The organism is Pseudomonas sp. NPDC087614, assembly GCF_044743485.1.
In the GTDB taxonomy this organism is placed as follows: Bacteria; Pseudomonadota; Gammaproteobacteria; order Pseudomonadales; family Pseudomonadaceae; genus Aquipseudomonas; species Aquipseudomonas baetica_A.
The window spans coordinates 85671-106060 of the sequence record NZ_JBIUWN010000003.1 but is presented as its reverse complement, the minus strand read 5'-3'; the positions used below and the strand labels follow the sequence as shown (position 1 = coordinate 106060).

Annotated in this window: 20 protein-coding genes; 13 read left to right on the top strand and 7 right to left on the bottom strand. The window is 58.7% G+C overall.

What is annotated here, in order from left to right; translation table 11 throughout:
- Positions 1-232 precede the first annotated feature (232 nt).
- On the top strand, positions 233-787 hold the full coding sequence (locus tag ACIOWA_RS02170) for an RNA polymerase factor sigma-70 (RefSeq protein ID WP_339431237.1): 555 nt from the start codon (positions 233-235) through the stop codon (positions 785-787).
- Between the two features lie 137 nt (positions 788-924).
- On the opposite strand, the gene ACIOWA_RS02165 is transcribed toward ACIOWA_RS02170, so the two are convergent.
- From ACIOWA_RS02165 to ACIOWA_RS02150, 4 genes are all read right to left on the bottom strand, one after another.
- On the bottom strand, positions 925-1938 hold the full coding sequence (locus tag ACIOWA_RS02165; RefSeq protein ID WP_401157929.1) for a GNAT family N-acetyltransferase: 1014 nt from the start codon (positions 1936-1938) through the stop codon (positions 925-927).
- 111 nt (positions 1939-2049) lie between these two features.
- The gene (locus tag ACIOWA_RS02160; RefSeq protein ID WP_401157927.1) at positions 2050-2892 is read right to left on the bottom strand and encodes a sugar-binding protein; all 843 of its coding nucleotides are present in this window, start codon (positions 2890-2892) and stop codon (positions 2050-2052) included.
- Positions 2893-3041: 149 nt separating this feature from the next.
- The gene (locus ACIOWA_RS02155; protein ID WP_339431235.1) at positions 3042-3839 is read right to left on the bottom strand and encodes a PhnD/SsuA/transferrin family substrate-binding protein; all 798 of its coding nucleotides are present in this window, start codon (positions 3837-3839) and stop codon (positions 3042-3044) included.
- A 92-nt stretch (positions 3840-3931) separates the two neighbouring features.
- Complete coding sequence (locus ACIOWA_RS02150) at positions 3932-4555, bottom strand: TetR/AcrR family transcriptional regulator (RefSeq protein ID WP_221729157.1); 624 nt, start codon at positions 4553-4555, stop codon at positions 3932-3934.
- A gap of 184 nt (positions 4556-4739) precedes the next feature.
- On the opposite strand from ACIOWA_RS02150, the gene ACIOWA_RS02145 reads away from it, so the two are divergent.
- The 8 genes from ACIOWA_RS02145 to ACIOWA_RS02110 all read left to right on the top strand — a co-directional run bounded on the left by ACIOWA_RS02145 (position 4740) and on the right by ACIOWA_RS02110 (position 13997).
- The gene (locus tag ACIOWA_RS02145; RefSeq protein ID WP_339464784.1) at positions 4740-6530 is read left to right on the top strand and encodes an acyclic terpene utilization AtuA family protein; all 1791 of its coding nucleotides are present in this window, start codon (positions 4740-4742) and stop codon (positions 6528-6530) included.
- 12 nt (positions 6531-6542) lie between these two features.
- On the top strand, positions 6543-7412 hold the full coding sequence (locus ACIOWA_RS02140) for an SDR family oxidoreductase (RefSeq protein ID WP_339431233.1): 870 nt from the start codon (positions 6543-6545) through the stop codon (positions 7410-7412).
- Between the two features lie 3 nt (positions 7413-7415).
- Entirely contained in the window at positions 7416-9032 is a 1617-nt protein-coding gene (atuC, locus tag ACIOWA_RS02135; RefSeq protein WP_339431232.1) for a geranyl-CoA carboxylase subunit beta, read from the top strand.
- 30 nt (positions 9033-9062) lie between these two features.
- Positions 9063-10220, top strand: a complete 1158-nt coding sequence (gene atuD / locus ACIOWA_RS02130) for a citronellyl-CoA dehydrogenase (RefSeq protein ID WP_339538614.1) — start codon at positions 9063-9065, stop codon at positions 10218-10220.
- On the top strand, positions 10217-11014 hold the full coding sequence (locus ACIOWA_RS02125) for an enoyl-CoA hydratase/isomerase family protein (RefSeq protein ID WP_401157924.1): 798 nt from the start codon (positions 10217-10219) through the stop codon (positions 11012-11014). The genes atuD and ACIOWA_RS02125 overlap by 4 nt, the downstream gene beginning before the upstream one ends.
- A gap of 52 nt (positions 11015-11066) precedes the next feature.
- Positions 11067-13028 carry an acetyl/propionyl/methylcrotonyl-CoA carboxylase subunit alpha gene (locus tag ACIOWA_RS02120; RefSeq protein WP_401157922.1) on the top strand — a complete coding sequence of 654 codons (1962 nt, stop codon included), beginning with the start codon at positions 11067-11069 and terminating at the stop codon, positions 13026-13028.
- A 70-nt stretch (positions 13029-13098) separates the two neighbouring features.
- Positions 13099-13641: an exonuclease domain-containing protein gene (locus tag ACIOWA_RS02115; RefSeq protein ID WP_339431228.1), complete on the top strand. Its 543-nt coding sequence runs from the start codon at positions 13099-13101 to the stop codon at positions 13639-13641.
- 71 nt (positions 13642-13712) lie between these two features.
- Positions 13713-13997, top strand: a complete 285-nt coding sequence (locus ACIOWA_RS02110; RefSeq protein WP_221729165.1) for a pyrimidine/purine nucleoside phosphorylase — start codon at positions 13713-13715, stop codon at positions 13995-13997.
- A gap of 72 nt (positions 13998-14069) precedes the next feature.
- On the opposite strand, the gene ACIOWA_RS02105 is transcribed toward ACIOWA_RS02110, so the two are convergent.
- Positions 14070-14876, bottom strand: a complete 807-nt coding sequence (locus tag ACIOWA_RS02105; RefSeq protein ID WP_401157919.1) for an MOSC domain-containing protein — start codon at positions 14874-14876, stop codon at positions 14070-14072.
- Between the two features lie 91 nt (positions 14877-14967).
- On the bottom strand, positions 14968-15903 hold the full coding sequence (locus tag ACIOWA_RS02100; RefSeq protein ID WP_339431226.1) for a chemotaxis protein CheV: 936 nt from the start codon (positions 15901-15903) through the stop codon (positions 14968-14970).
- Positions 15904-16356: 453 nt separating this feature from the next.
- Here ACIOWA_RS02100 and ACIOWA_RS02095 point away from each other — a divergent pair, with 453 nt between their 5' ends.
- The 3 genes from ACIOWA_RS02095 to ACIOWA_RS02085 all read left to right on the top strand — a co-directional run bounded on the left by ACIOWA_RS02095 (position 16357) and on the right by ACIOWA_RS02085 (position 18852).
- A complete protein-coding gene (locus ACIOWA_RS02095) occupies positions 16357-16827 on the top strand; it encodes a hypothetical protein (RefSeq protein WP_339431225.1) in 471 nt (156 codons plus the stop codon).
- Positions 16828-17302: 475 nt separating this feature from the next.
- Positions 17303-18196: a sensor histidine kinase gene (locus tag ACIOWA_RS02090; RefSeq protein ID WP_339495701.1), complete on the top strand. Its 894-nt coding sequence runs from the start codon at positions 17303-17305 to the stop codon at positions 18194-18196.
- Positions 18193-18852 (top strand): response regulator transcription factor, encoded by a 660-nt coding sequence (locus tag ACIOWA_RS02085; protein WP_339431224.1) that lies wholly within the window; start codon positions 18193-18195, stop codon positions 18850-18852. Before ACIOWA_RS02090 ends, ACIOWA_RS02085 begins: the two co-directional genes overlap by 4 nt.
- Here ACIOWA_RS02085 and yegS read toward each other — a convergent pair.
- A complete protein-coding gene (gene yegS / locus ACIOWA_RS02080; protein ID WP_339431223.1) occupies positions 18836-19753 on the bottom strand; it encodes a lipid kinase YegS in 918 nt (305 codons plus the stop codon). The genes ACIOWA_RS02085 and yegS overlap by 17 nt on opposite strands.
- Positions 19754-20066: 313 nt before the next feature.
- Between yegS and ACIOWA_RS02075 the strand changes: the two genes are divergently transcribed.
- A complete protein-coding gene (locus ACIOWA_RS02075) occupies positions 20067-20375 on the top strand; it encodes a hypothetical protein (protein WP_339431274.1) in 309 nt (102 codons plus the stop codon).
- Positions 20376-20390 lie beyond the last annotated feature (15 nt).

Sequence of the window (20390 nt, the reverse complement as noted above, 5' to 3'; positions counted from 1 at the left end):
AACCATTCACCAATGAGAACGGACGACGTCTTGAAATAATTAGTCGCCAAGCGGGCTAGCCAATGGCGCCGGGGTGCGGCGGCGTGTCGCACCTCCCAGACCGCACCCTCATGGATCATTAATTCTCTTTCTCAATTGACAATCATTATCATTCAACATAATTTGTCGCTCGATGTGTAGGGCGCCCCTCCCCCAGGCGCCCCACTAACCTATTGGCAGCAAGGTGATTTCCATGACGGAACAAGTATCCACAGGCAGGTGCGATTCACCGCTACTTCAGGCCTTTGTCGACAACCGACTGATTCTGGTCAAAATTGCAGCGCGCATTACCGGCTGCCGATCGCGGGCCGAAGACGTGGTGCAGGATGCGTTTTTCCGACTGCAATCGGCGCCACAGATCACCTCGTCGATCAAGGCTCAACTGAGCTACCTGTTCCAGATCGTGCGCAACCTGGCCATCGATCACTACCGCAAACAGGCGTTGGAGCAGAAGTATTCCGGCCCTGAAGAGGAAGGGCTGAACGTAGTCATTCAGGGTGCTTCGCCAGAAATCTCGCACATCAACTTCTCGACCCTGGAACACATCGCCGACGCCCTGACCGAGCTGCCCAGCCGCACTCGCTATGCGTTCGAGATGTACCGCTTGCACGGTGTGCCGCAAAAGGACATCGCCAAGGAACTCGGCGTTTCGCCGACCCTGGTCAACTTCATGATTCGTGATGCGCTGGTGCACTGCCGCAAGGTCTCGGGCAGTCGTCGGGATGCCGTGGCGGTGGGTCGTCGCTAACCCGCAGAGTTTTCAGCGCTCCCAATCGCGAGCAGGCTAGCTTCCATACTGGATTTGTCTTGTTCATCAAACCCATGTGGACGCGAGCCTGCTCACGAAGGCGGCCTCTGGATCACTCAGATCCTGAGGCCCGATCATCAAGCCAATGTGCACCGATCAAAAAACCGCTCACGCCCCAGAATCATCAGCGCTGCGCGTTTGTGCGGGAAGTCGAACTCTTTCTCGCAATGAAAGCACTGGTTCTGCATATGGCCGATCATCTTCGCGTTGTCTGCACGGGGTTCAGCGACCACCCGTTGAGTGCGCGGATCATCGAGAAACAGGTAATGCACCAGCGCCGATAACCAACTCGCCACTTTGTGCGGGCCACGGTGATCTTCCTCCCCTACCAGCATGTGAATGCCGCGATCGTAATTGTCCGCGTCGCAGAACGGTGCAATGCGATCCTCCTTGGCCCAATAGGCTTCGAAATAGGCAAACGGCTGATCATCGAAACAACCGATCAGGGTCAGGGTGTGCGGGTCGGTGTCAAGCTTGCTCAGGTAGTCGCGATGCTGTTCAAGGCTGCCCTCTTCCTGCCAGAAACTGGCCACCCGCGGACTGTTCTGCCAGCGATTGAAGCGCGGCAGGTCTGCTTCGATTTCGACGGTACGCAGGGAAATCCAAGCGTCCAGACGCGCATCAAAACGCCGATAAACCTCGCCGCGCGGCTTCACCGGTCGCAACGGATGGCGCTTGCCAGCGCTGACAACCATTTGCTGCGGATAGCTGCCAGTCAGCGAAGCGCCGAGCCACGGTTGCGGCAGTTGCCAGAACAGCGTGCGTTCGCAGCGGTATTCACCCGCCACGTCGGTGCTCACCAGCAAACCGCTGAGCAAGGCCTGCGTCGGTGGCTGATCCAGTTGCCAAGTCAATTGCTGGCACTGCGGGTCCCGCGCGAACAGCCAGTAACAGGCAGCCCACAGCGCCTGGCCTGGCGGCAGGGCAAAACGCTCATCGATCTGGATCGGCCCCTTGGCCTCGCGATCCAGACGCAGGCGAATCAACGGTTGCCCGTCCAGACTCAGGCTCAGACGGCTTTCGGTTGCATCGGCTACCAATTGGCTGCCCGATGGCAAGGCCAGGGCAGTCAGGTCATTCAGATTGGACATGGGTCGGGCTCACGGTAATCGTTGACAGTTAAACGATGGAACGTGAGCCAAGAGCAACAATTTAGTCTGTCTATTCAACGGGCCACATCAGTCACTCACCTTGATGAATGACTAGATCGACTTGACCCAGATCCGACTGATCGCGTAGTCGTTGCCATACCCCGTGGCGACATGGCTGACAATGCTCAACGGAAGGTCTGGCGTGTGAGCCGTAAACGTACCGGCAAGGGTTTCCCACGCCATCCCGGGGAACTCCGTAGGTTCGGCCACAACGTCCGACCCGACCACCAGCGAAAGCTTCGGCGCTGTATACGACGTATTGGTACGATGCACCTTTATACCGAACTCATATTGACGGCCTGCTTCCAGGTCGGCGAAGTCTTTCACCAGAACAGTGCCCGCCGACAAATTAGTGGTGGTTGCGTTGCGTAGAACGTACTCCTCACCATCCAGGGCGACGATCCAGTCACGCGCAGCCTGCCCTGCCGAACCTTTATTCCAACCATTCCACGGCGCCGTCTCGCCCTCGGCAAACACCGTCAAATCCTCGTATTGCACTGGCACCTGCACTTCCAGACTCAAGGTCGGGAACAGCAACGGCTCTGCGCAGCAGCCACCGTCTAGGGCCACGCGAAATACAAACACCAAATGACTCCGGTCCTTCAACCCTGCCAGAAACGATCCGGGGATCGATCGAACCCACATGGTTTCCTCAAGTTCACCGCGCGTCAGGGGCTCTTGATCGGCGACAGAAAAAAGAAAAACTTCATCTTTGCCGCTCTGGCCACAGACGTGCAAGGACACGGATTGACCTAGCGACATAAATGGCCAAGAGGACACCCTGACGTCAATACTGGACGGGTTGCCGGGATTGATCGTGAGAATGTTGTCGACGGCTTGATCGACGACGGGAGCGGGCACGCGAAAAACATTTATATAGGTCGGCTCGGACATGGCAGAACTCCTTTCCGGTCAATGCCTGATCCCCGGTCTGAGGTCTGGCGCCTGAAAGTCATCTGAACATTGCCATGCCGAACCGTCTACTGTCAGACCTGACAGGTAAGGGGCATGAAACGACGAACGGTACGGCGCTGAAAAGGTGCTCAGCGATGAGGCACTGGCACCACGGCAATCTGGTACGGCTGGAAAATCTTCAGCATCTCGCCGTTGTCGCGCAAACCTTGTAGCAGCTTGCCGAACGCTTCGCCACTGATCGGCGCGGTCGGGCGAAGAATGGCGTAGTGGTGATAGACCTGATCAATGCGTTGCGACACCAACAACTCATCGCGCACCTTTTCGTTACGCAGCAGGTAATCACTCAAATAGGAGCGGGTCACCAGCGCGATATCCGCCCGCCCGCGCAGCACCATCAGCAGGTTGCTGTCGTGGGAATAGGTTAGCGTGGCGTTGAAATGCTGCGTGAGGAATTTTTGGTCGGCGTTGAAGTTGGCAAATTCGTAGTGATAACCACTGAACAACGCCAGGCGTTTGCCGGTGAGGTCGGCAAAGTAGTTCTGCTGGCGACCCTCCTCGCGCTGCGCGACGAAGATCTCGGCATCTTCAAGGCCCATGTCGACGTCGGTGTGGGGAATCTCCTTCCAGCCCCAATCAGGGTTCTCGAAGATTGCCATGTCGATCCGGCCTTGCTTGAAATCTCCGAAACGTCGGGGAATCGACGTCGGCACAAGCACGAACTGATAGTCGCTTTGCAGGCGATTAAGCGCCTCAACCAACTGGGGTAACAGACCGGTATCGGCACCGTTTTCCGGGCGAACGGTGTAAGGCGGAAAATGCGCCGCGCCGACCCGAACCAATTGCGCTGCCTGAGCGGGCAATACCCATAGTGCAGCCAGCACTGCGAGCGCTAACCCCGCGACTGTCCGAATTGGCGAAAACTTCAAAACACCCCACTCCCCGAAAAAATATCGATCAATGCATTCAAGCTAGGCGGTTTTGCCCAGTTAGCCAGTTTCCCGGACGGATAGAAAGCGCCTCAACGCTCTTCGAGGACCAGAATCAGGGCTTCATCCGCCAACTGATCAAGGCTCAAACTGCCACCCGCGCGAAACCAAGTGGTCGTCCAGGACAGTGCGCCAGTGAGGAAACGTCGGGTAATAAAAACATCGCCGCGGATAAACCCGGCGTCCTTGGCCTCACCGAGCACTTGCAGCCAGATGTCTTCATAGACATCGCGCAACGCGAGAACCTTGGCCTGACCTTCCTCGGACAAAGAGCGCCATTCATAGACCAGCACCGCCATCGCTTCGCCGCTGCCGCCCATGATCGACTGCAACTCGCAACGGATCAGCGCCAACACCCGCTCACGCACGCTGGTCGCTTCGGCGAGCGCTGCGCGCATCAACGCGGTGTTGTAACGAATGGTTTCTTCCATCACGGCACGGAGAATTTCATCTTTGCTTTTGAAGTGATGAAAAATGCTGCCCGACTGAATCCCCACCGCGCCGGCCAGATCGCGCACCGTGGTGCGTTCATAGCCTTTATTGCGGAACAGATGAGCCGCCACCTGCAGCAGTTTGCCGCGAGCGCTGTCCGGGTCGGTCAACTGGCCTGCATCGACCAATTCGCGCATGACCCTGAGGGCTTTTTGCTCGTCCACCCGTTCTCTCCTACAGTCGATCAGTCTGTTGCCCCCTGAAACCGCAGGGTTGCGCGCAATTTAAGCCGCTGGCGACGACCAAGCAAGCGCTCGGGCAGAAGATAGTTTCAAGTGTTTACAAACCAAGCGCTTGCTTGGTAGCCTCCAGACACTTCTGTCGCAGGTTCCTGAGTCGGAGATAAAAATGCCAACCACCGTCCGCATCGGATGCGCCAGTGCCTTCTGGGGTGACACGTCGACCGCCGCCGCTCAGCTTGTGGCAGGAGGACGCCTGGATTATCTGGTGTTCGATTACCTGGCCGAGATCACCCTGTCGATCATGGCTGGCGCACGCATGAAAGACCCACAGACCGGATTCGCCAGCGACTTCATCGACGTGCTGACGCCGCTACTGCCGCAACTGGCCGAGCAGAAAATCCGTGTCATCAGTAATGCCGGCGGGGTCAACCCGCTGGCTTGCGCCGCCGCCCTGCAAGCCGCCTGTGACAAGGCTGGCACTGCGCTGAAAATCGCCGTGCTGCTGGGCGATGACCTGCAACCGCAACTCAAGTCACTCACCGGCCAAGGCATCACCGAGATGTTCACCGGCGCCCCGCTGCCACCGATGTGCGTGTCGACCAACGCCTACCTCGGCGCACCGGGCATTGTCGAGGCACTGCGCCTGGGCGCCGACATCGTCATCACCGGGCGGGTGGTCGACAGTGCCGTGGTCAGTGCAGCGCTGGTGCACGAGTTCGGCTGGTCGTGGCATGACTACGACAAACTCGCCCAAGCCGCGCTGGCCGGGCATATCATCGAATGCGGTGCGCAATGTACCGGCGGTAATTTCACCGATTGGCGCGATGTTCCGGATTACGAGCACATCGGCTTCCCGATCGTAGAGGTCAGCGCCGACAGCCAATTCATCGTCAGCAAGCCCGAGGGCTCCGGCGGACTGGTCACGCCGCTGACCGTCGGCGAACAGTTGCTCTATGAAATCGGCGATCCACAGGCGTATCTGTTGCCCGATGTGGTCTGCAATTTCAGTCAGGTCAAACTACAGCAGCAGGGCAAAAACGGGGTGCATGTACAGGGTGCCAAAGGCCTGCCGCCCAGTGACAAATACAAAGTCAGTGCCACGTACCCGGACGGTTTTCGCTGCACCGCCAGTTGCCTGATCGCCGGCATTGACGCGGTGGCAAAGGCACGCCGCGTCGGTCAGGCCATTATCGACAAGACTGCGCAGATGTTCAGCCAGCGTGGCTGGATGCCCTACAGCGAAACCAGCCTCGAACTGCTCGGCAGTGAAGCCACTTATGGCCCCCATGGCCAGCGTCGCGACACGCGAGAGGTGGTGATCAAACTGGCTGTACGCCATCCGAACAAGCAAGCGCTGATCCTGTTCTCCCGGGAGATCGCCCAGGCTGCCACGGGCATGGCGCCGGGGCTCACCGGCATCGTCGGTGGCCGGCCGACGGTGTACCCGGTCATTCGTCTGTTCTCGTTCCTGATCGATAAAAGTGCCTGCACCCTGCAAATCGACCAGGCCGGTGAGCGACACCCCTGCGCCCTGCCCGCATTGATTGCTCTCGACAGCCAGAACCTGCCCATCGCCGATCAACCACCAAAACCTGAGGGCCGCGCCGACGCCAGCGTCGCGTTGGTGAAACTCGCCGTGGCGCGCTCTGGCGACAAGGGCAACCACAGCAACATCGGTGTGATGCCGCGCAAGCCTGAATACCTGCCATGGATCGCTGAAGCGCTGACCCCAGCGGTCATCGTCGACTGGATGAGCCACGTCCTCGACCCGCTCCACGGTCGGGTCGAACGCTGGTACCTGCCGGGCACCCACAGTTTGAATTTTCTCCTGGAAAACGCTCTCGGCGGCGGTGGCGTGGCCAGTCTGCGTATCGATCCGCAAGGCAAAGCCTTCGCCCAGCAACTGCTGGAAATCCAGATCCCGGTGCCGCAGAGCATCGCCGAACAGCTCGACTAGAGGATTGTTTGCATGGCTTACGCGTCGATTTTCAGAGCCGATCTGTTCAGCGGCCAAACCATCATCGTCACTGGCGGCGGCAGCGGCATCGGTCGCTGCACCGCCCATGAACTGGCGGCGCTCGGTGCCAAGGTGCTGCTGGTCGGACGCAAACCTGAAAAGCTGCAGAAGGTGGCCGCCGAAATCGCCGAGGACGGTGGCCGTGCACACTGCAAGGCTTGCGATATTCGCGATGAAGAGGCGGTGAAGGAATTGGTCAAGGTGCTGATCGCCGAGCACGGGCCGATCCACGGTTTGGTCAACAATGCCGGCGGTCAGTACCCGTCACCGCTGGCGTCGATCAATCAGAAAGGTTTCGAAACCGTGCTACGCACCAATCTGGTCGGCGGTTTCCTGATGGCCCGGGAAGTGTTCAACCAGTCGATGAGCAAACACGGTGGCAACATCGTCAACATGCTCGCCGACATGTGGGGCGGCATGCCCGGCATGGGCCACTCGGGCGCCGCGCGTTCAGGCATGGACAACTTCACCAAAACTGCCGCCTTCGAGTGGGGATACGCCGGGGTGCGAGTCAACGCGGTCGCGCCGGGCTGGATCGCCTCCAGTGGCATGGACACCTACGAAGGGGCGTTCAAAGCGGTGATCCCGACCCTGCGTGAACATGTGCCGCTCAAGCGCATCGGCACCGAATCGGAAGTCAGCGCGGCGATTGTGTTTCTGCTAAGCCCGGCAGCGGCATTCATCAGTGGCAGCACGCTGAAAATCGATGGTGCCGCCAGCATCGGCTGCCGTGCATGGCCGTTGCACAAGGCGACCCACAGTGACTCATTCAACGGTTTCCACCGCGCTTACCTTCCCGACGTTTTGCAGGACAAGGAGTAAGCCATGGCGCAGATCCAGTCCCAACTCGACCCGCACAGCGAGGCATTCGCCCGCAACCGCGCAGCAATGCTCGCCGCCATCGAACACGTCCAGCAACTGGAACAGAACCTGTTGAACAAGGCCGCCGAAGCCAAGCCGAAATTCGACAAGCGCGGCCAACTGCTGCCCCGAGAACGCCTGAACCTGCTGCTCGACCCCGGCGCGCCGTTTCTCGAACTCGCCAGCCTTGCCGGTTACAAACTGCACGATGACAAGGATGGCAGCGCGGCCGGTGGCGGCTTGATTGCCGGCATCGGTTACGTGTCTGGCATTCGTGCCCTGGTGGTGGCGAACAACAGTGCGATCAAGGGCGGCACGATCTCACCCAGCGGTCTGAAAAAATCCCTGCGCCTGCAACAGATCGCTCAGGAGAACAAACTGCCGGTCATCACCCTCGCCGAAAGCGGTGGCGCCAACCTCAATTATGCCGCGGAGATTTTCGTCGAAGGCGCACGCAGTTTTGCCAATCAGGCGCGGATGTCGGCCATGGGTTTACCGCAGATTACCGTCGTACACGGCTCGGCGACGGCTGGCGGCGCATACCAACCGGGGTTGTCGGATTACGTGGTGGTGGTGCGCGGCAAGGCCAAGCTGTTTCTTGCCGGCCCCCCTTTGCTTAAAGCCGCCACAGGCGAGGTGGCCACGGATGAAGAATTGGGCGGCGCCGAGATGCACGCGCAAGTTGCCGGGACTGCCGAATACCTGGCCGAAAACGATGCCGACGGGGTACGCCAGGTGCGCGAAATCCTGCGCATGCTGCCGTGGAACGAGCAACTGCCGTGGTTGCCGGAACCGCAATATAAAGAGCCGCTCTACCCCATCGACGAGTTGCTGGGGCTGATACCGGACGACCCGAAAAAGCCCTACGACGTGCGCGAAATCATCGCGCGCATCGCTGACGAATCCTGCTTCCTCGAATTCAAAGGCGAATTCGATCAGCAAACCCTTTGCGGCCAATTGAAAATTCAGGGGCGCGCCTGCGGGTTCATCGGCAACAACGGCCCGATCACCCCCAACGGCGCGAGCAAAGCGGCGCAATTCATTCAACTGTGCGATCAGAGCCAGACACCGCTGCTGTTCTTCCACAACACCACAGGCTTCATGGTCGGCACCGAGTCGGAGCAGCAAGGCGTGATCAAACACGGCTCGAAACTCATTCAAGCCGTGGCCAATGCCAGGGTGCCTAAACTGACGATTGTCGTGGGCGGCTCCTACGGCGCCGGCAACTACGCGATGTGCGGGCGCGGTCTCGATCCGCGCTTCATTTTCGCCTGGCCCAACAGCCGCACGGCCGTGATGGGTGGGGCTCAGGCGGGTAAAGTCCTGCGCATCGTCACCCAAGCCAAGCAGCTCAAGGACGGCCTGACGCCTGATCCGAAAATGCTCGACATGCTCGAACAGGCCACCGCGCAGAAACTCGACAGCCAATCCACCGCTCTCTACGGCAGCGCCAATCTGTGGGACGACGGGCTGATCGACCCCCGCGATACGCGCACCCTGCTGGGCTACTTGCTGGATATTTGCCACGAAGCCGACCTCCGCGCCCTGCAACCCAACAGCTTCGGCGTCAGCCGGTTCTGATCGCCACGGATCTTACGGAGAACAATAAAAATGATCTTCACCCCGGAACACGAAGCGCTGCGCCGCACTGTCCGCCAATTCGTCGAGCACGAGATCAATCCACATGTCGACGAATGGGAAAAGGCCGGACGCTTTCCGATCCACGACATTTTCCGCAAGGCAGGCGATCTGGGCTTGCTGGGGATTTCCAAACCGGAAAAATTCGGCGGCATGGGCCTTGATTACAGCTATTCGATTGTCGCCGCCGAAGAGTTCGGCACCATTCACTGCGGTGGCATTCCGATGTCGATCGGCGTGCAGACCGACATGTGCACCCCGGCGCTGGCCCGCTTCGGCTCCGATGAACTGCGTGAAGCATTCCTGCGCCCGGCCATCAGCGGCGAGCAGGTCGGCTGTATCGGTGTCTCGGAAGTGGGCGCTGGCTCCGACGTCGCCGGGCTGAAAACCAACGCCCGCAAGGATGGCGACGACTACGTGATCAACGGCAGCAAAATGTGGATCACCAACTCGCCAAGCGCTGATTTCATCTGTCTGCTGGCCAATACCTCCGACGACAAGCCGCACATCAACAAGTCGCTGATCATGGTGCCGATGAACACACCCGGGATCAGTCTCAGTTCGCATCTGGACAAACTCGGTATGCGCAGCTCGGAAACCGCTCAGGTGTTTTTCGACAACGTGCGCATCCCGCAGCGCAACCGCATCGGCCATGAAGGCGCCGGCTTCATGATGCAGATGCTGCAGTTTCAGGAAGAACGTCTGTTCGGCGCGGCGAACATGCTCAAGGGCCTGGAATACTGCGTCGACAGCACCATCGAGTACTGCAAGGAGCGCAAAACCTTCGGCAACGCCCTGATCGACAATCAGGTTATCCACTTTCGCCTCGCCGAATTGCAGACCGAAATCGAATGCCTGCGGGCACTGGTCTATCAGGCCACCGAGCAATACATCAAAGGCCAGGACGTCACGCGCCTGGCCTCGATGGCCAAGCTCAAGGCCGGGCGTCTGGGTCGCGAAGTCAGCGACAGTTGCCTGCAATATTGGGGCGGCATGGGTTTCATGTGGGATAACCCGGTGGCCCGCGCTTACCGCGATGTGCGGCTGGTGTCGATTGGCGGCGGCGCCGACGAAATCATGCTGGGGATCATCTGCAAACTGATGGGCATCCTGCCGGGGAAAAAGAGATGAGCCCCCTGCCCGATTGCCAGACACTGCTATTGGAGCGGCACGGCGGCGTACTGCACGTCACCCTCAATCGCCCGCAAAGCCGCAATGCAATGAGCCTGCAGATGGTCGCCGAACTGCGCGCGGTGCTGGCGGCGGTTCGCGATGAGCGTGCCATTCGAGCCTTGGTGCTCAGTGGGGCCGGTGGACATTTTTGTGCAGGCGGCGACATCAAGGACATGGCCAACGCCCGCACTCAGGGTGCAGATGCCTACCGCCACTTGAACCGTGCGTTCGGGGCATTGCTGGAAGAAGCACAACACGCGCCGCAAGTGCTGATTTGCGTGCTGCAAGGCGCCGTGATGGGCGGCGGTTTCGGACTGGCGTGTGTCAGCGATATCGCGATTGCCGATCACCAAGCGCAATTCGGTTTGCCGGAAACCAGCCTGGGCCTGATCCCCTCGCAGATCGCACCGTTTGTATTGCAACGCATCGGCCTGACTGAAACCCGTCGACTGGCGCTGACAGCAGCACGTTTCGACGGCCATCAGGCACGCCGTTTGGGGCTGGTGCATTTTGTCGAGCAGGATGCGCAGGCACTGGCCGAGCGCCTGGACGAGGTGCTGCAGCATGTCCTGTGTTGCGCGCCGGAGGCGAATGCTGCGACGAAGAAATTGCTGCTGGCCAGTGCCGGGCAACCGTCAAGTGAATTACTCGATGAAGCGGCGCAGTGGTTCAGCGAAGCGGTGACGAGTGCTGAAGGCATCGAGGGCACCATGGCGTTCATGCAAAAACGCAAACCCGGGTGGGCCACCTAAAAGCTTCGCGAGCAGGCCAGCACATACACCGCAACTTTCGAGGGAACAGCCCATGTCCGCCATTCAGAAAATCCTGATCGCCAACCGCGGTGAAATCGCCTGCCGTATCCAGCGCACCGCACAGGCCCTGGGCTATCGCACCGTCGCGGTGTTCAGTGAAGCCGACGCCGATGCGCTGCACGTAAAAATGGCTGATCAAGCCGTGCCCATCGGTGCGGCGCCAGTGCAGCAGTCCTACCTGAACATCCCGGCCATTCTCGATGCCGCCCGCCGCAGCGGCGCCGATGCCGTCCACCCCGGCTATGGTTTTCTTTCGGAAAACGCCGCATTCGCCCGCGCCTGCGAACAGGCTGGTTTGACCTTCATCGGACCAAGTGCCGACGCCATCGAACTGATGGGCAGCAAACGTCTGTCGAAAATCGCCATGCTCGAAGCTGGCGTGCCGTGCATCGCCGGCTACCAAGGTGCAGAACAGGACGACAGCACATTGCTGCGCGAAGCCGAACGCATCGGCTATCCATTGATGATCAAAGCCAGCGCAGGCGGAGGCGGACGCGGCATGCGTCTGGTGCACAACGCGTCGCAATTGCCGGCGCAATTGCGTACCGCACGTTCGGAAGCGTTGAACGGATTCGGCAGTGACGAATTGATCCTCGAACAAGCGCTGATCGAACCGCGCCACGTTGAAGTGCAACTGTTCGGCGATCAGCACGGCAACCTTATCTACCTTGGCGAACGCGACTGCTCGATCCAGCGTCGTCATCAGAAAGTCATCGAAGAAGCACCCTGCCCGGTGATGACCGCCGAACTGCGCCAGGCCATGGGTGAGGCCGCGCTCAAGGCCGGACGTGCAGTGAACTACGTTGGCGCCGGTACCGTGGAGTTTCTGCTCGATGCCCGCGGGCAATTCTACTTCCTGGAAATGAACACGCGCCTGCAAGTGGAGCACCCGGTGACTGAGTTGGTTACCGGGCTGGACCTGGTCGCCTGGCAACTGTTGGTCGCCGAAGGACAGCCACTGCCGTTGACTCAGGATCAGGTGCAACTCAATGGCCATGCCATGGAAGTGCGGCTCTATGCCGAAGACCCGGCACAGGACTTTGTGCCCCAAACCGGGCGCATTGAAGCCTGGGAGCCGGCGCTTTTGCACGGCGCACGCATCGATCATGGCCTGCTCGAAGGTCAAACGATCAGCCCGTTCTACGACCCGATGCTCGGCAAACTGATTGCCCACGGTGCCACCCGCGAAGAGGCGCGGCGCAAACTGTTGCGTGCCGTGCAGGACACGGTGTTGCTGGGTGTGCAAAGCAATCAGCGTTTGCTGGTCAGCCTGCTGCAGCAGGCGCAATTTGTCAGGGGTGCGTTCAGCACGGCGTTCATTGCCCAGCACTTTTCGGATCACGAAAGCCTGCACAGCTACGTGCCCAGTACCGAACAACTGGCAATCGCCGCGGTGCTGTTCTACCACTCAAGCGCCCGCCTCCACCGCACGGCATTGGCGGGTTGGCGCAACAATGCCAATGTGCCGCTGCACTATCGCCTCGGGCTCGATTCGCAGGACTGGATGCTGCAACTACTCCCGCGCGGGCAAAACACCTTCCAGGTGCTAGTGGCGCAACAGACCCTGGAACTCAAAATCATCGACCACACGCCGCTGGCGTTGACGCTGGAGATCGACGGTTTGCGCCAGCGACACGCCTATCGGCTCAATGCTGAGCGACTCTGGCTGTTCACCCATCCCGGCAACCTGCACCTTGAGAATCGAACTCACGCGGTCATCGGCAGTCAGACCAGCGTCAACTCCGGCACGCTAAAAGCACCGATGGACGGCGCCATCGTCGACGTACTGGCCAGCGAAGGCAGCGCGGTCAGCAAAGGTCAGTTGCTGGTGGTGCTGGAGGCAATGAAAATGGAGCACCCGCTCAAGGCCGGCATTGACGGCGTGCTCAAGCGGGTGCAGGTCAAGGTCGGCGATCAGGTAAAAAATCGTCAGATCCTGTTGCAAGTGGAGTGAGTCGCCAGGCGCAAACGCAGGGTTTGACTACGCTCTGATGAATCAGGACTCGGAAATCAGGAACCCTGCGATGCCTCACTGGCTGGTCATAGATCTGGAAGCCACCACCGACGAGGGTGGCTGGCCGGTCACCGAAATGGAAATTATCGAGATCGGCGCCACGCTGGTTGATCGTACCGGACGCGAGCAGGATCACTTCCAGCGCTTCGTCAAACCGACGCGACGGCCCTTGCTGACGCCGTTCTGTCGCGAACTCACACACATCACTCAAGCCAATATCGACGCGGCGCTGCCGTTGACCGAGGTTTGGCCGGCCTTCGAACGCTGGCTCGGTCAGCATCAGACGCGCCTCGAAGGCTGGGTGAGCTGGGGCGATTACGACCGCAAACAACTACTTCAGGAATGGCAGCGGCTGCAATTCGACAGCGCCTTAAGCCGGGTGCCGCACATGAACCTCAAGCAACGCTTCGCCAAGGCCCGGCGCCTGGAGCGGCCGCTGGGCCTCAATGGTGCGCTGCAACTGGCCGGGATGCAGTTCAGTGGTCAGCAACACCGAGCGCTGGAGGATGCACGCAACACCGCGCGCCTGCTGCCGCTGGTTCTGCCGCTTTAGGGGCGTGACGGCGTTAAAAGCCTTGTGCATACTGGCCGCCTCACTTTTTAGCCCTTTTCGAGGAATCGCCCATGTTTAAAGTCAACGAGTACTTCGACGGCACCGTCAAGTCGATCGCCTTTGGCACCGCTGAAGGTCCGGCGACCATCGGCGTCATGGCCCCGGGCGAATACGAATTCGGCACCAGCCAGCGTGAAATCATGCACGTAGTGTCTGGCGCACTGACCGTCAAACTGCCGGACAGCAACAACTGGGAAACCTTCGCCGCCGGAAGCCAGTTCAACGTGCCGGCCAACAGCAAATTCCAGCTGAAAGTCGCGGTCGACACCGCTTACCTGTGCGAATACCGCGGCTAAACCCAGCGGGTTCCTGCGCGATAAAAAAATGCCCGTGTCCAAGGACACGGGCATTTTTCGTTCTGGCATCGATTACTCGAGAATTTCTACCGCCATCCCGACGTCCAGACGACCATTGCCGTCGTTGACCAGATTCTGACCGAACATCGCACCGTCGGCCTGGGCACGGGTTTTCTGCAGGGTCGCCAGCGGTTCACGATCAGCGCTGCGCTCGCCGGTCTGCGGATCAATCGTGGTCAGAATGCAACGCGAGCATGACTTGACCACGCGCAATTCGACATCGCCGATACGGATACGCTTCCAGCTGTCTTCGGCGTACGCCTCGCTGCCTTCGATCACCAGATTCGGCCGGAAACGCAGCATTTCCAACGGCCGCCCGACCTGTTTCGACAGGTGTTGCAACGAGGCTTCACCGATCAGCAACAGTGGAAAACCATCGGCGAAGGCGACTTGGTCGTCGTCCTTGCCAAAACCGGCCTGAGTCGTGCGTGCCCGGTCCAGCGGTACTTGCACCAGACGAGTCGGTTTACCGATGAATTCGCTGACCCAATTTGCCGCTTCGTCACCGGCATCCGGCACACGCAACGTGTCGCGCCAGATGGTCACGCCACGTAACTGCGCATCGCTGGCAGGCAAGGTGATGTCGATTGAAGCATGCTCAGGCGCGCTCAAGGTGAGACCACCCTGAGCATTCCAAAGCGCGGACAGCTGGCTCATTTTCGCTTCGGCGCGTTGGGTCAGGAAACGGCCGCTGGCTTCGTCGACCAACATCCAGCGTCGATCGCCCTCCAGTCCCAGCTTGTCCAGGCTGATCCCTTGCAGAACCTCGGCCTTGCCGGATTTCAACGGGTAACGATAAAGCGCGCTCAGACGCAGCATGGCCAACTCCCTTGTGGGCAAAAACGCCACCCTATACGAGCTTCACCCGCGAATCAAAGGCTGACGAGAGGTCAGCCTTCGAACAGATCCATCACGCTGGCACTTCGTCGAGCATCAGACGCTGGCGTACCACGTCGACCAGCTTGTCCGGCTGGAACTTGGAGAGGAAATTGTCGCAGCCAACCTTCTTCACCATCGATTCGTTGAAACTGCCGGACAACGAGGTGTGCAACACCACATACAGACCACGCAGACGTGGATCGTTACGAATTTCGGTGGTCAGGCGATAGCCGTCCATCTCCGGCATTTCCGCATCGGTGAATACCATCAGCAGTTTGTCCGTCATGTTCACGCCGGTATCCGCCCAAGCCTTGAGCATGTTCAGTGCCTTCAGACCATCGCTGGCAATGTGCATTTTCACGCCGAGCTGGCCGAGGGTGTCACGCAATTGCGAGAGCGCCACGTTGGAGTCGTCCACCAACAGGACTTCGCGATCACGGGCGCGTTCCAGCACCGGATCGTCGAGTTTGTCACGCGAGACCTTGGCGTTGTACGGGACGATCTCGGCAAGCACTTTCTCGACATCGATGATTTCCACCAGTTGATCGTCGACTTTGCTGATCGCCGTCAGATAGTGTTGACGGCCAGCACTGGTCGGCGGCGGCAGAATGGCTTCCCAGTTCATGTTGACGATGCGATCCACACCACCAACGAGGAATGCCTGCACCGAACGGTTGTACTCGGTAACGATGATGGTGCTGTTCGGACCAGGTACCAGTGGACGCATACCGATTGCTTGCGACAGGTCGATCACCGGCAACGTCTGCCCACGCAGGTTGACCACGCCGCAGACGAACGGGTGACGCTGAGGCATCAGGGTCAGCTTTGGCAGTTGCAGCACTTCCTGAACCTTGAACACGTTGATCGCGAACAATTGGCGCCCGGCCAGCCGGAACATGAGAATTTCCAGGCGATTCTCACCCACCAGTTGCGTGCGTTGGTCTACCGTGTCGAGAATGCCGGCCATCAATGACTCCTGGGCTTGTTCTGATGAATTCACTAAAAGGGGTTATCGGCGGTCTATGACGAATCTTGATTCCCGCAAAATTCACCATCAAAATGCCATAACGCACCATTGATGTCACATTAACATCATGCTTTACTGGCGCCGTGATTTTCATCTGCTACATTCTTTGCGGCGCGACCTCGGTTTGCACTGTAGGTTCCCGCGCCTAAGGGATTCCCCTAGTAACAATCAGGATCAACCTGATATTCGCAATATCCAATAGCCATTAATGTGACGCCATTCTCATTGCATGAACGGAGTCAGGCTATTGTGTGCGATCGCAGTTCAGTGGCAACAACCCCTCTGGAACCTCTCAGTCTGTGCACCTGCACGTCTGGGCGCGATCTCCCGACGATTCATGATCGTCGTCACACACGGCACTCCCTCACCAGACATGACGTTGTGGAGATAAGCATGCCGATCGACCGTAAAGAGTGGGCGCAACGCTTCCCCGAATTTCTGGTCGAGGCCGAAACGCTCCTGGCCAAGTCCGAAGAATGTCTCAGCCATCTACAACTGATCAGCAACGACAAGGACGCCATCGACTGCATGCTCAGCACGCTGCTCAAGCTTGCAAGCAGGGCTGAGGCCCTGGCGCTTGAGGCTATTTCCGAGTTCTCCCGGCACATTTACGACTTGCTCAACCCGGTGCAGGACCACGTCGACCTGCACGAACAGGCCCTGGTTGCCTTGAAAGATTGCTTCACGCTGATGGCCTGGCAACTTGAACTGGTCGATCAGAGCACCGGACAACTGAGCCTCGATAAAAGTGAACAGGCCTCGCTGATCGATGCCTTCGCCTTTCAAGTCGGTCAAACTCGGTTTCAGCCAGCCCCCACCGCCAAACGTTTGCCCCTCCTGGCCTTTTCGGAGCGACAGGCCTGATCCGGCGCACGCCATGACTGAAGAGGCCGCCAAATGTCGTGATTGAATAGTTCATGCCTGTCAGCGACAAATCGAATTAAATCATCACACCTGACAGCCATGGATATTTCCGGCCGGGCTCAGGGTTTACCTGTGTGTTGAAACTCAACTTCAGGCACGCAGATATCTATTGAACACAATAGATTGACTTTTCCCATTATGGCAATTGTGCCCGACACCACACATATTCCTGACTCCTCGGACATATATAGCAAGCGCGACCAACGGTATCTTAAGTGGTATTATGCCGCCCATTAGTTGCTCTCAAGTTAATGGCACAGTGACTCCACCTATAGGCACTCCAGCGAAGTTGGCAGCCAAATACGATCACTGAACCGCGTTGAAATCAATAACATAATTGACAGCATTTTCAGACAGAGACCCGCCAGCCACCGGCCGGTCTACCCGCAGCGAACATCCATTGGCTCCATCCGTTATGTACGCCAGTCTCAAGTCAATCACCACATGGCCACCCTCTCGGGAAAACGCCCGCCGGTTCACACTCATCCTTTGTGTCGCGGCCACACTTGGCAGCCTGTTGACCTATGGCTTTTCCGCACACATTGGCCTCGGCCTGTTGTTGCTTGACGTCGCGGCTACCACCTGTGTCTGGGTGCAATATCGGCTGTCACGCAAATCAATCAAATTCCAGCCGCAGGAGCTCGCCGACCGCCTGCTCGAAGTCCAGGAAAACGAGCGCCACCGCCTTAGCCGCGAGCTGCACGATGATATCGGCCAATTGCTGACCGCCGCCAAGCTGCAGAGCGACTGGCTCAAACGGCGGATGCCGGAAGACTTGCAGGACCAATGCACCGCACTGTGCGAAACCCTTGAGGAAACGCTCAACAAGGTGCGCGATGTTTCGGCCATTCTCAATCCTCGCCAATTGACCAGCCTTGGCCTTGAAGCCAGCCTGAGAGCACATCTGCTCAAGACATTGACTCATACAAGCGTGCACTGGAGCCTCGATTGCCAGCAGCGCCTTAACGGCATCCCGGAAGAAATGGCGGTCGCCGCCTTTCGCATCACCCAGGAGGCGGTGACCAATATCCTGCGTCACGCGCAGGCGAAAAATCTGGTGATACGCGTGCAACGCCTGCCAAAGGGCCTGACGTTGCTGATCAGCGATGACGGACGGGGATTTGCCCCTGCCGCCAATCCAGGTCGTGAAGGACAGCGAGGCATGGCCGGGATGGCCGAACGGATCGAGCAATTGGGTGGCACCCTGAACGTTATCAGTGAGCCCGGCAAAGGCACTCGAATCGAAGCACTTTTCCCCTGGGCCCCCCGTGCACTCGAACGGGCCAGTACGAATAAGGTTATGCGTTGACTTGCAACTTACTTCTGGTGGATGACCACTCGCTGATCAGGGCCGGCGTGCGCGCTCTGGTGCTGGATATTCCCGGTTACGCGGTGATTGGCGAGGCCAATGACGGCTCGCAATTGCTCGAAATGGTCGAGCAACTGAGTCCCGATATCGTGCTGCTGGATATTTCCATGAAAGAAACCGGCGGGCTGGAAGCTTTGCAACGGTTAAAGCGCGTGCGTGCGCAGAGCAAAGTGCTGATCCTGTCGATGCACACCGACCCTGCGCTGATCATGCAGGCACTGGAGTCCGGTGCCCACGGCTACCTGCTCAAGGACACCACAGCCACCGAACTCGAGCACGCCCTGGAAGCCTTGCGCAACAACGAGCGTTACTTGAGTCCGGCCATCGCCCACACCGTGATCAACCAGGCGCTGACCCGCAATCAGAAGCAGCAACCGGAAACCGCCGACTCGCACAACCTGACTGCCCGACAGCTGGAAATCCTGCGTTTGATCGTACGCGGCAAATCCACCCGGGAAATCGCCAATGGCCTGGGTTTGAGCATCAAGACTGTAGAGACCCACCGTTCGCAGATCATGAAACGCCTGCAAATCTACGACGTGGCGGGCCTTGTACTGTTCGCCGTGCGCGAACAGATCATCAGTCTGGACGACTGACTGACGGCTTGATGGTCAATAGCGGCGAACTCCTCGGCAGGTGAACCTGCAACGCCGCTGGCCGCGCCTCGAACCGCATGCTGCTGCCTTCCAGCGGCTCACCATCAAGATTGATGTACAGCCCTTCAGCGACCTTGATTTCGACCCAAGGCAATCGGGTTCTGACAAACATGTTGTCGATACCGAAACCATCGCTGAGCAGCGACTTCAAGGTGCCGGCCAACTCCTGTGGTGCGGGCAAGATGCTGATATCAAGCAAACCGTCATCGGCAAGCGCCTGCGGACACAATACATGCCCGCCACCCGCCTGACGCCCGTTGCCGATCCCCAATGCCAGCAACTCGCCGCTCCAATGGAAATCCGGCCCTTGCAGCTCACCATAAGCAGCATGCAGCTCACTGAACCGCGACAAACCGGTGAACAGATAGGCTGCACCACCCAATACTTTTTTCAGCTCTTCTGAAGTATTGGCCGTAACCTGACTGCCGAAACCGCCGGTAGCCATATTCAGGAAGACCTGCCCGCCCACTTCCCCCAGATCAATGTCACACGGCGGTACATCAAGAAGTTCAAGCGCATTGGCCGGCTCCAGCGGGATCCCTGCTGCGCGGGAAAAGTCGTTGGCAGTTCCCAAAGGCAATAGCACCAGACTGGCTTTGCCTGGATGCGCCGCAAGGGTTTCGGCGATATCGCGCAACGTGCCGTCTCCGCCGCCAGCAATAATTTTCGTGTACCCGTCCGCCAACGCTTGCTCGACCCATCGCTGGGCATCCCCCGCTTCCCAGGTCAGGCGTACCGCCAACTCCCAGCCTTGCTTGCGCTTGTTCTCTACCGCGGTGCGAACGGCCTCGTTGAGTGCCTGCTTGCCATGCAGAACCAACAGCGCCCGGCGTTCACTCATAGCGTCACTCCCTGAATTGAATCGATTGAAACATGTTGACCGCCGTGTCGCGCAAAAGAGCCACAGCAATGACAATTAATTCAATTGCCGGCCGAAGCGTCCTACACAGCGGTACTTTTTCTTACGAAACATGCGGAATCGGCTCAATTGACCACACAGAACAGTTGGGTCACCGTGTGCCGGCGGTATCAATCATCAATCCGACAACACAAGGATGTGCATGTAATGAGTGGAAACTCCCCAAGGTTTTTTAATAGCTCGAAAGATGAAGAAGGTCGCTGGCGTACATTTGAAACAGCAAGTGGATATGTCCATGTCAAGCCATGAAGCCAGAATGCCAGTGAGTCCGGTTGCCCCTCTCGCCGAATGTCGCGCGAGTCACAAGTCCGATTTCAAAAGCAGCACCAAGACCACTGGAGAAACAGATATGGAACCTCGTGTGACCGAGTTGGAAACCCACCTCAAATACATTCGACGGGACATGGACGAAGTCCGAAGTGACGTCAGAACGATCAAACACCGTCTCGCCTACTCGGCGGGCGCAACAGCCGTAGTGCTGAGTCTGTTGGGTTGGGTGGCCAATAGCCGATTCGACCAGCTTGTTGCACTGATCAGCCATTGACCGAACGAAACATTG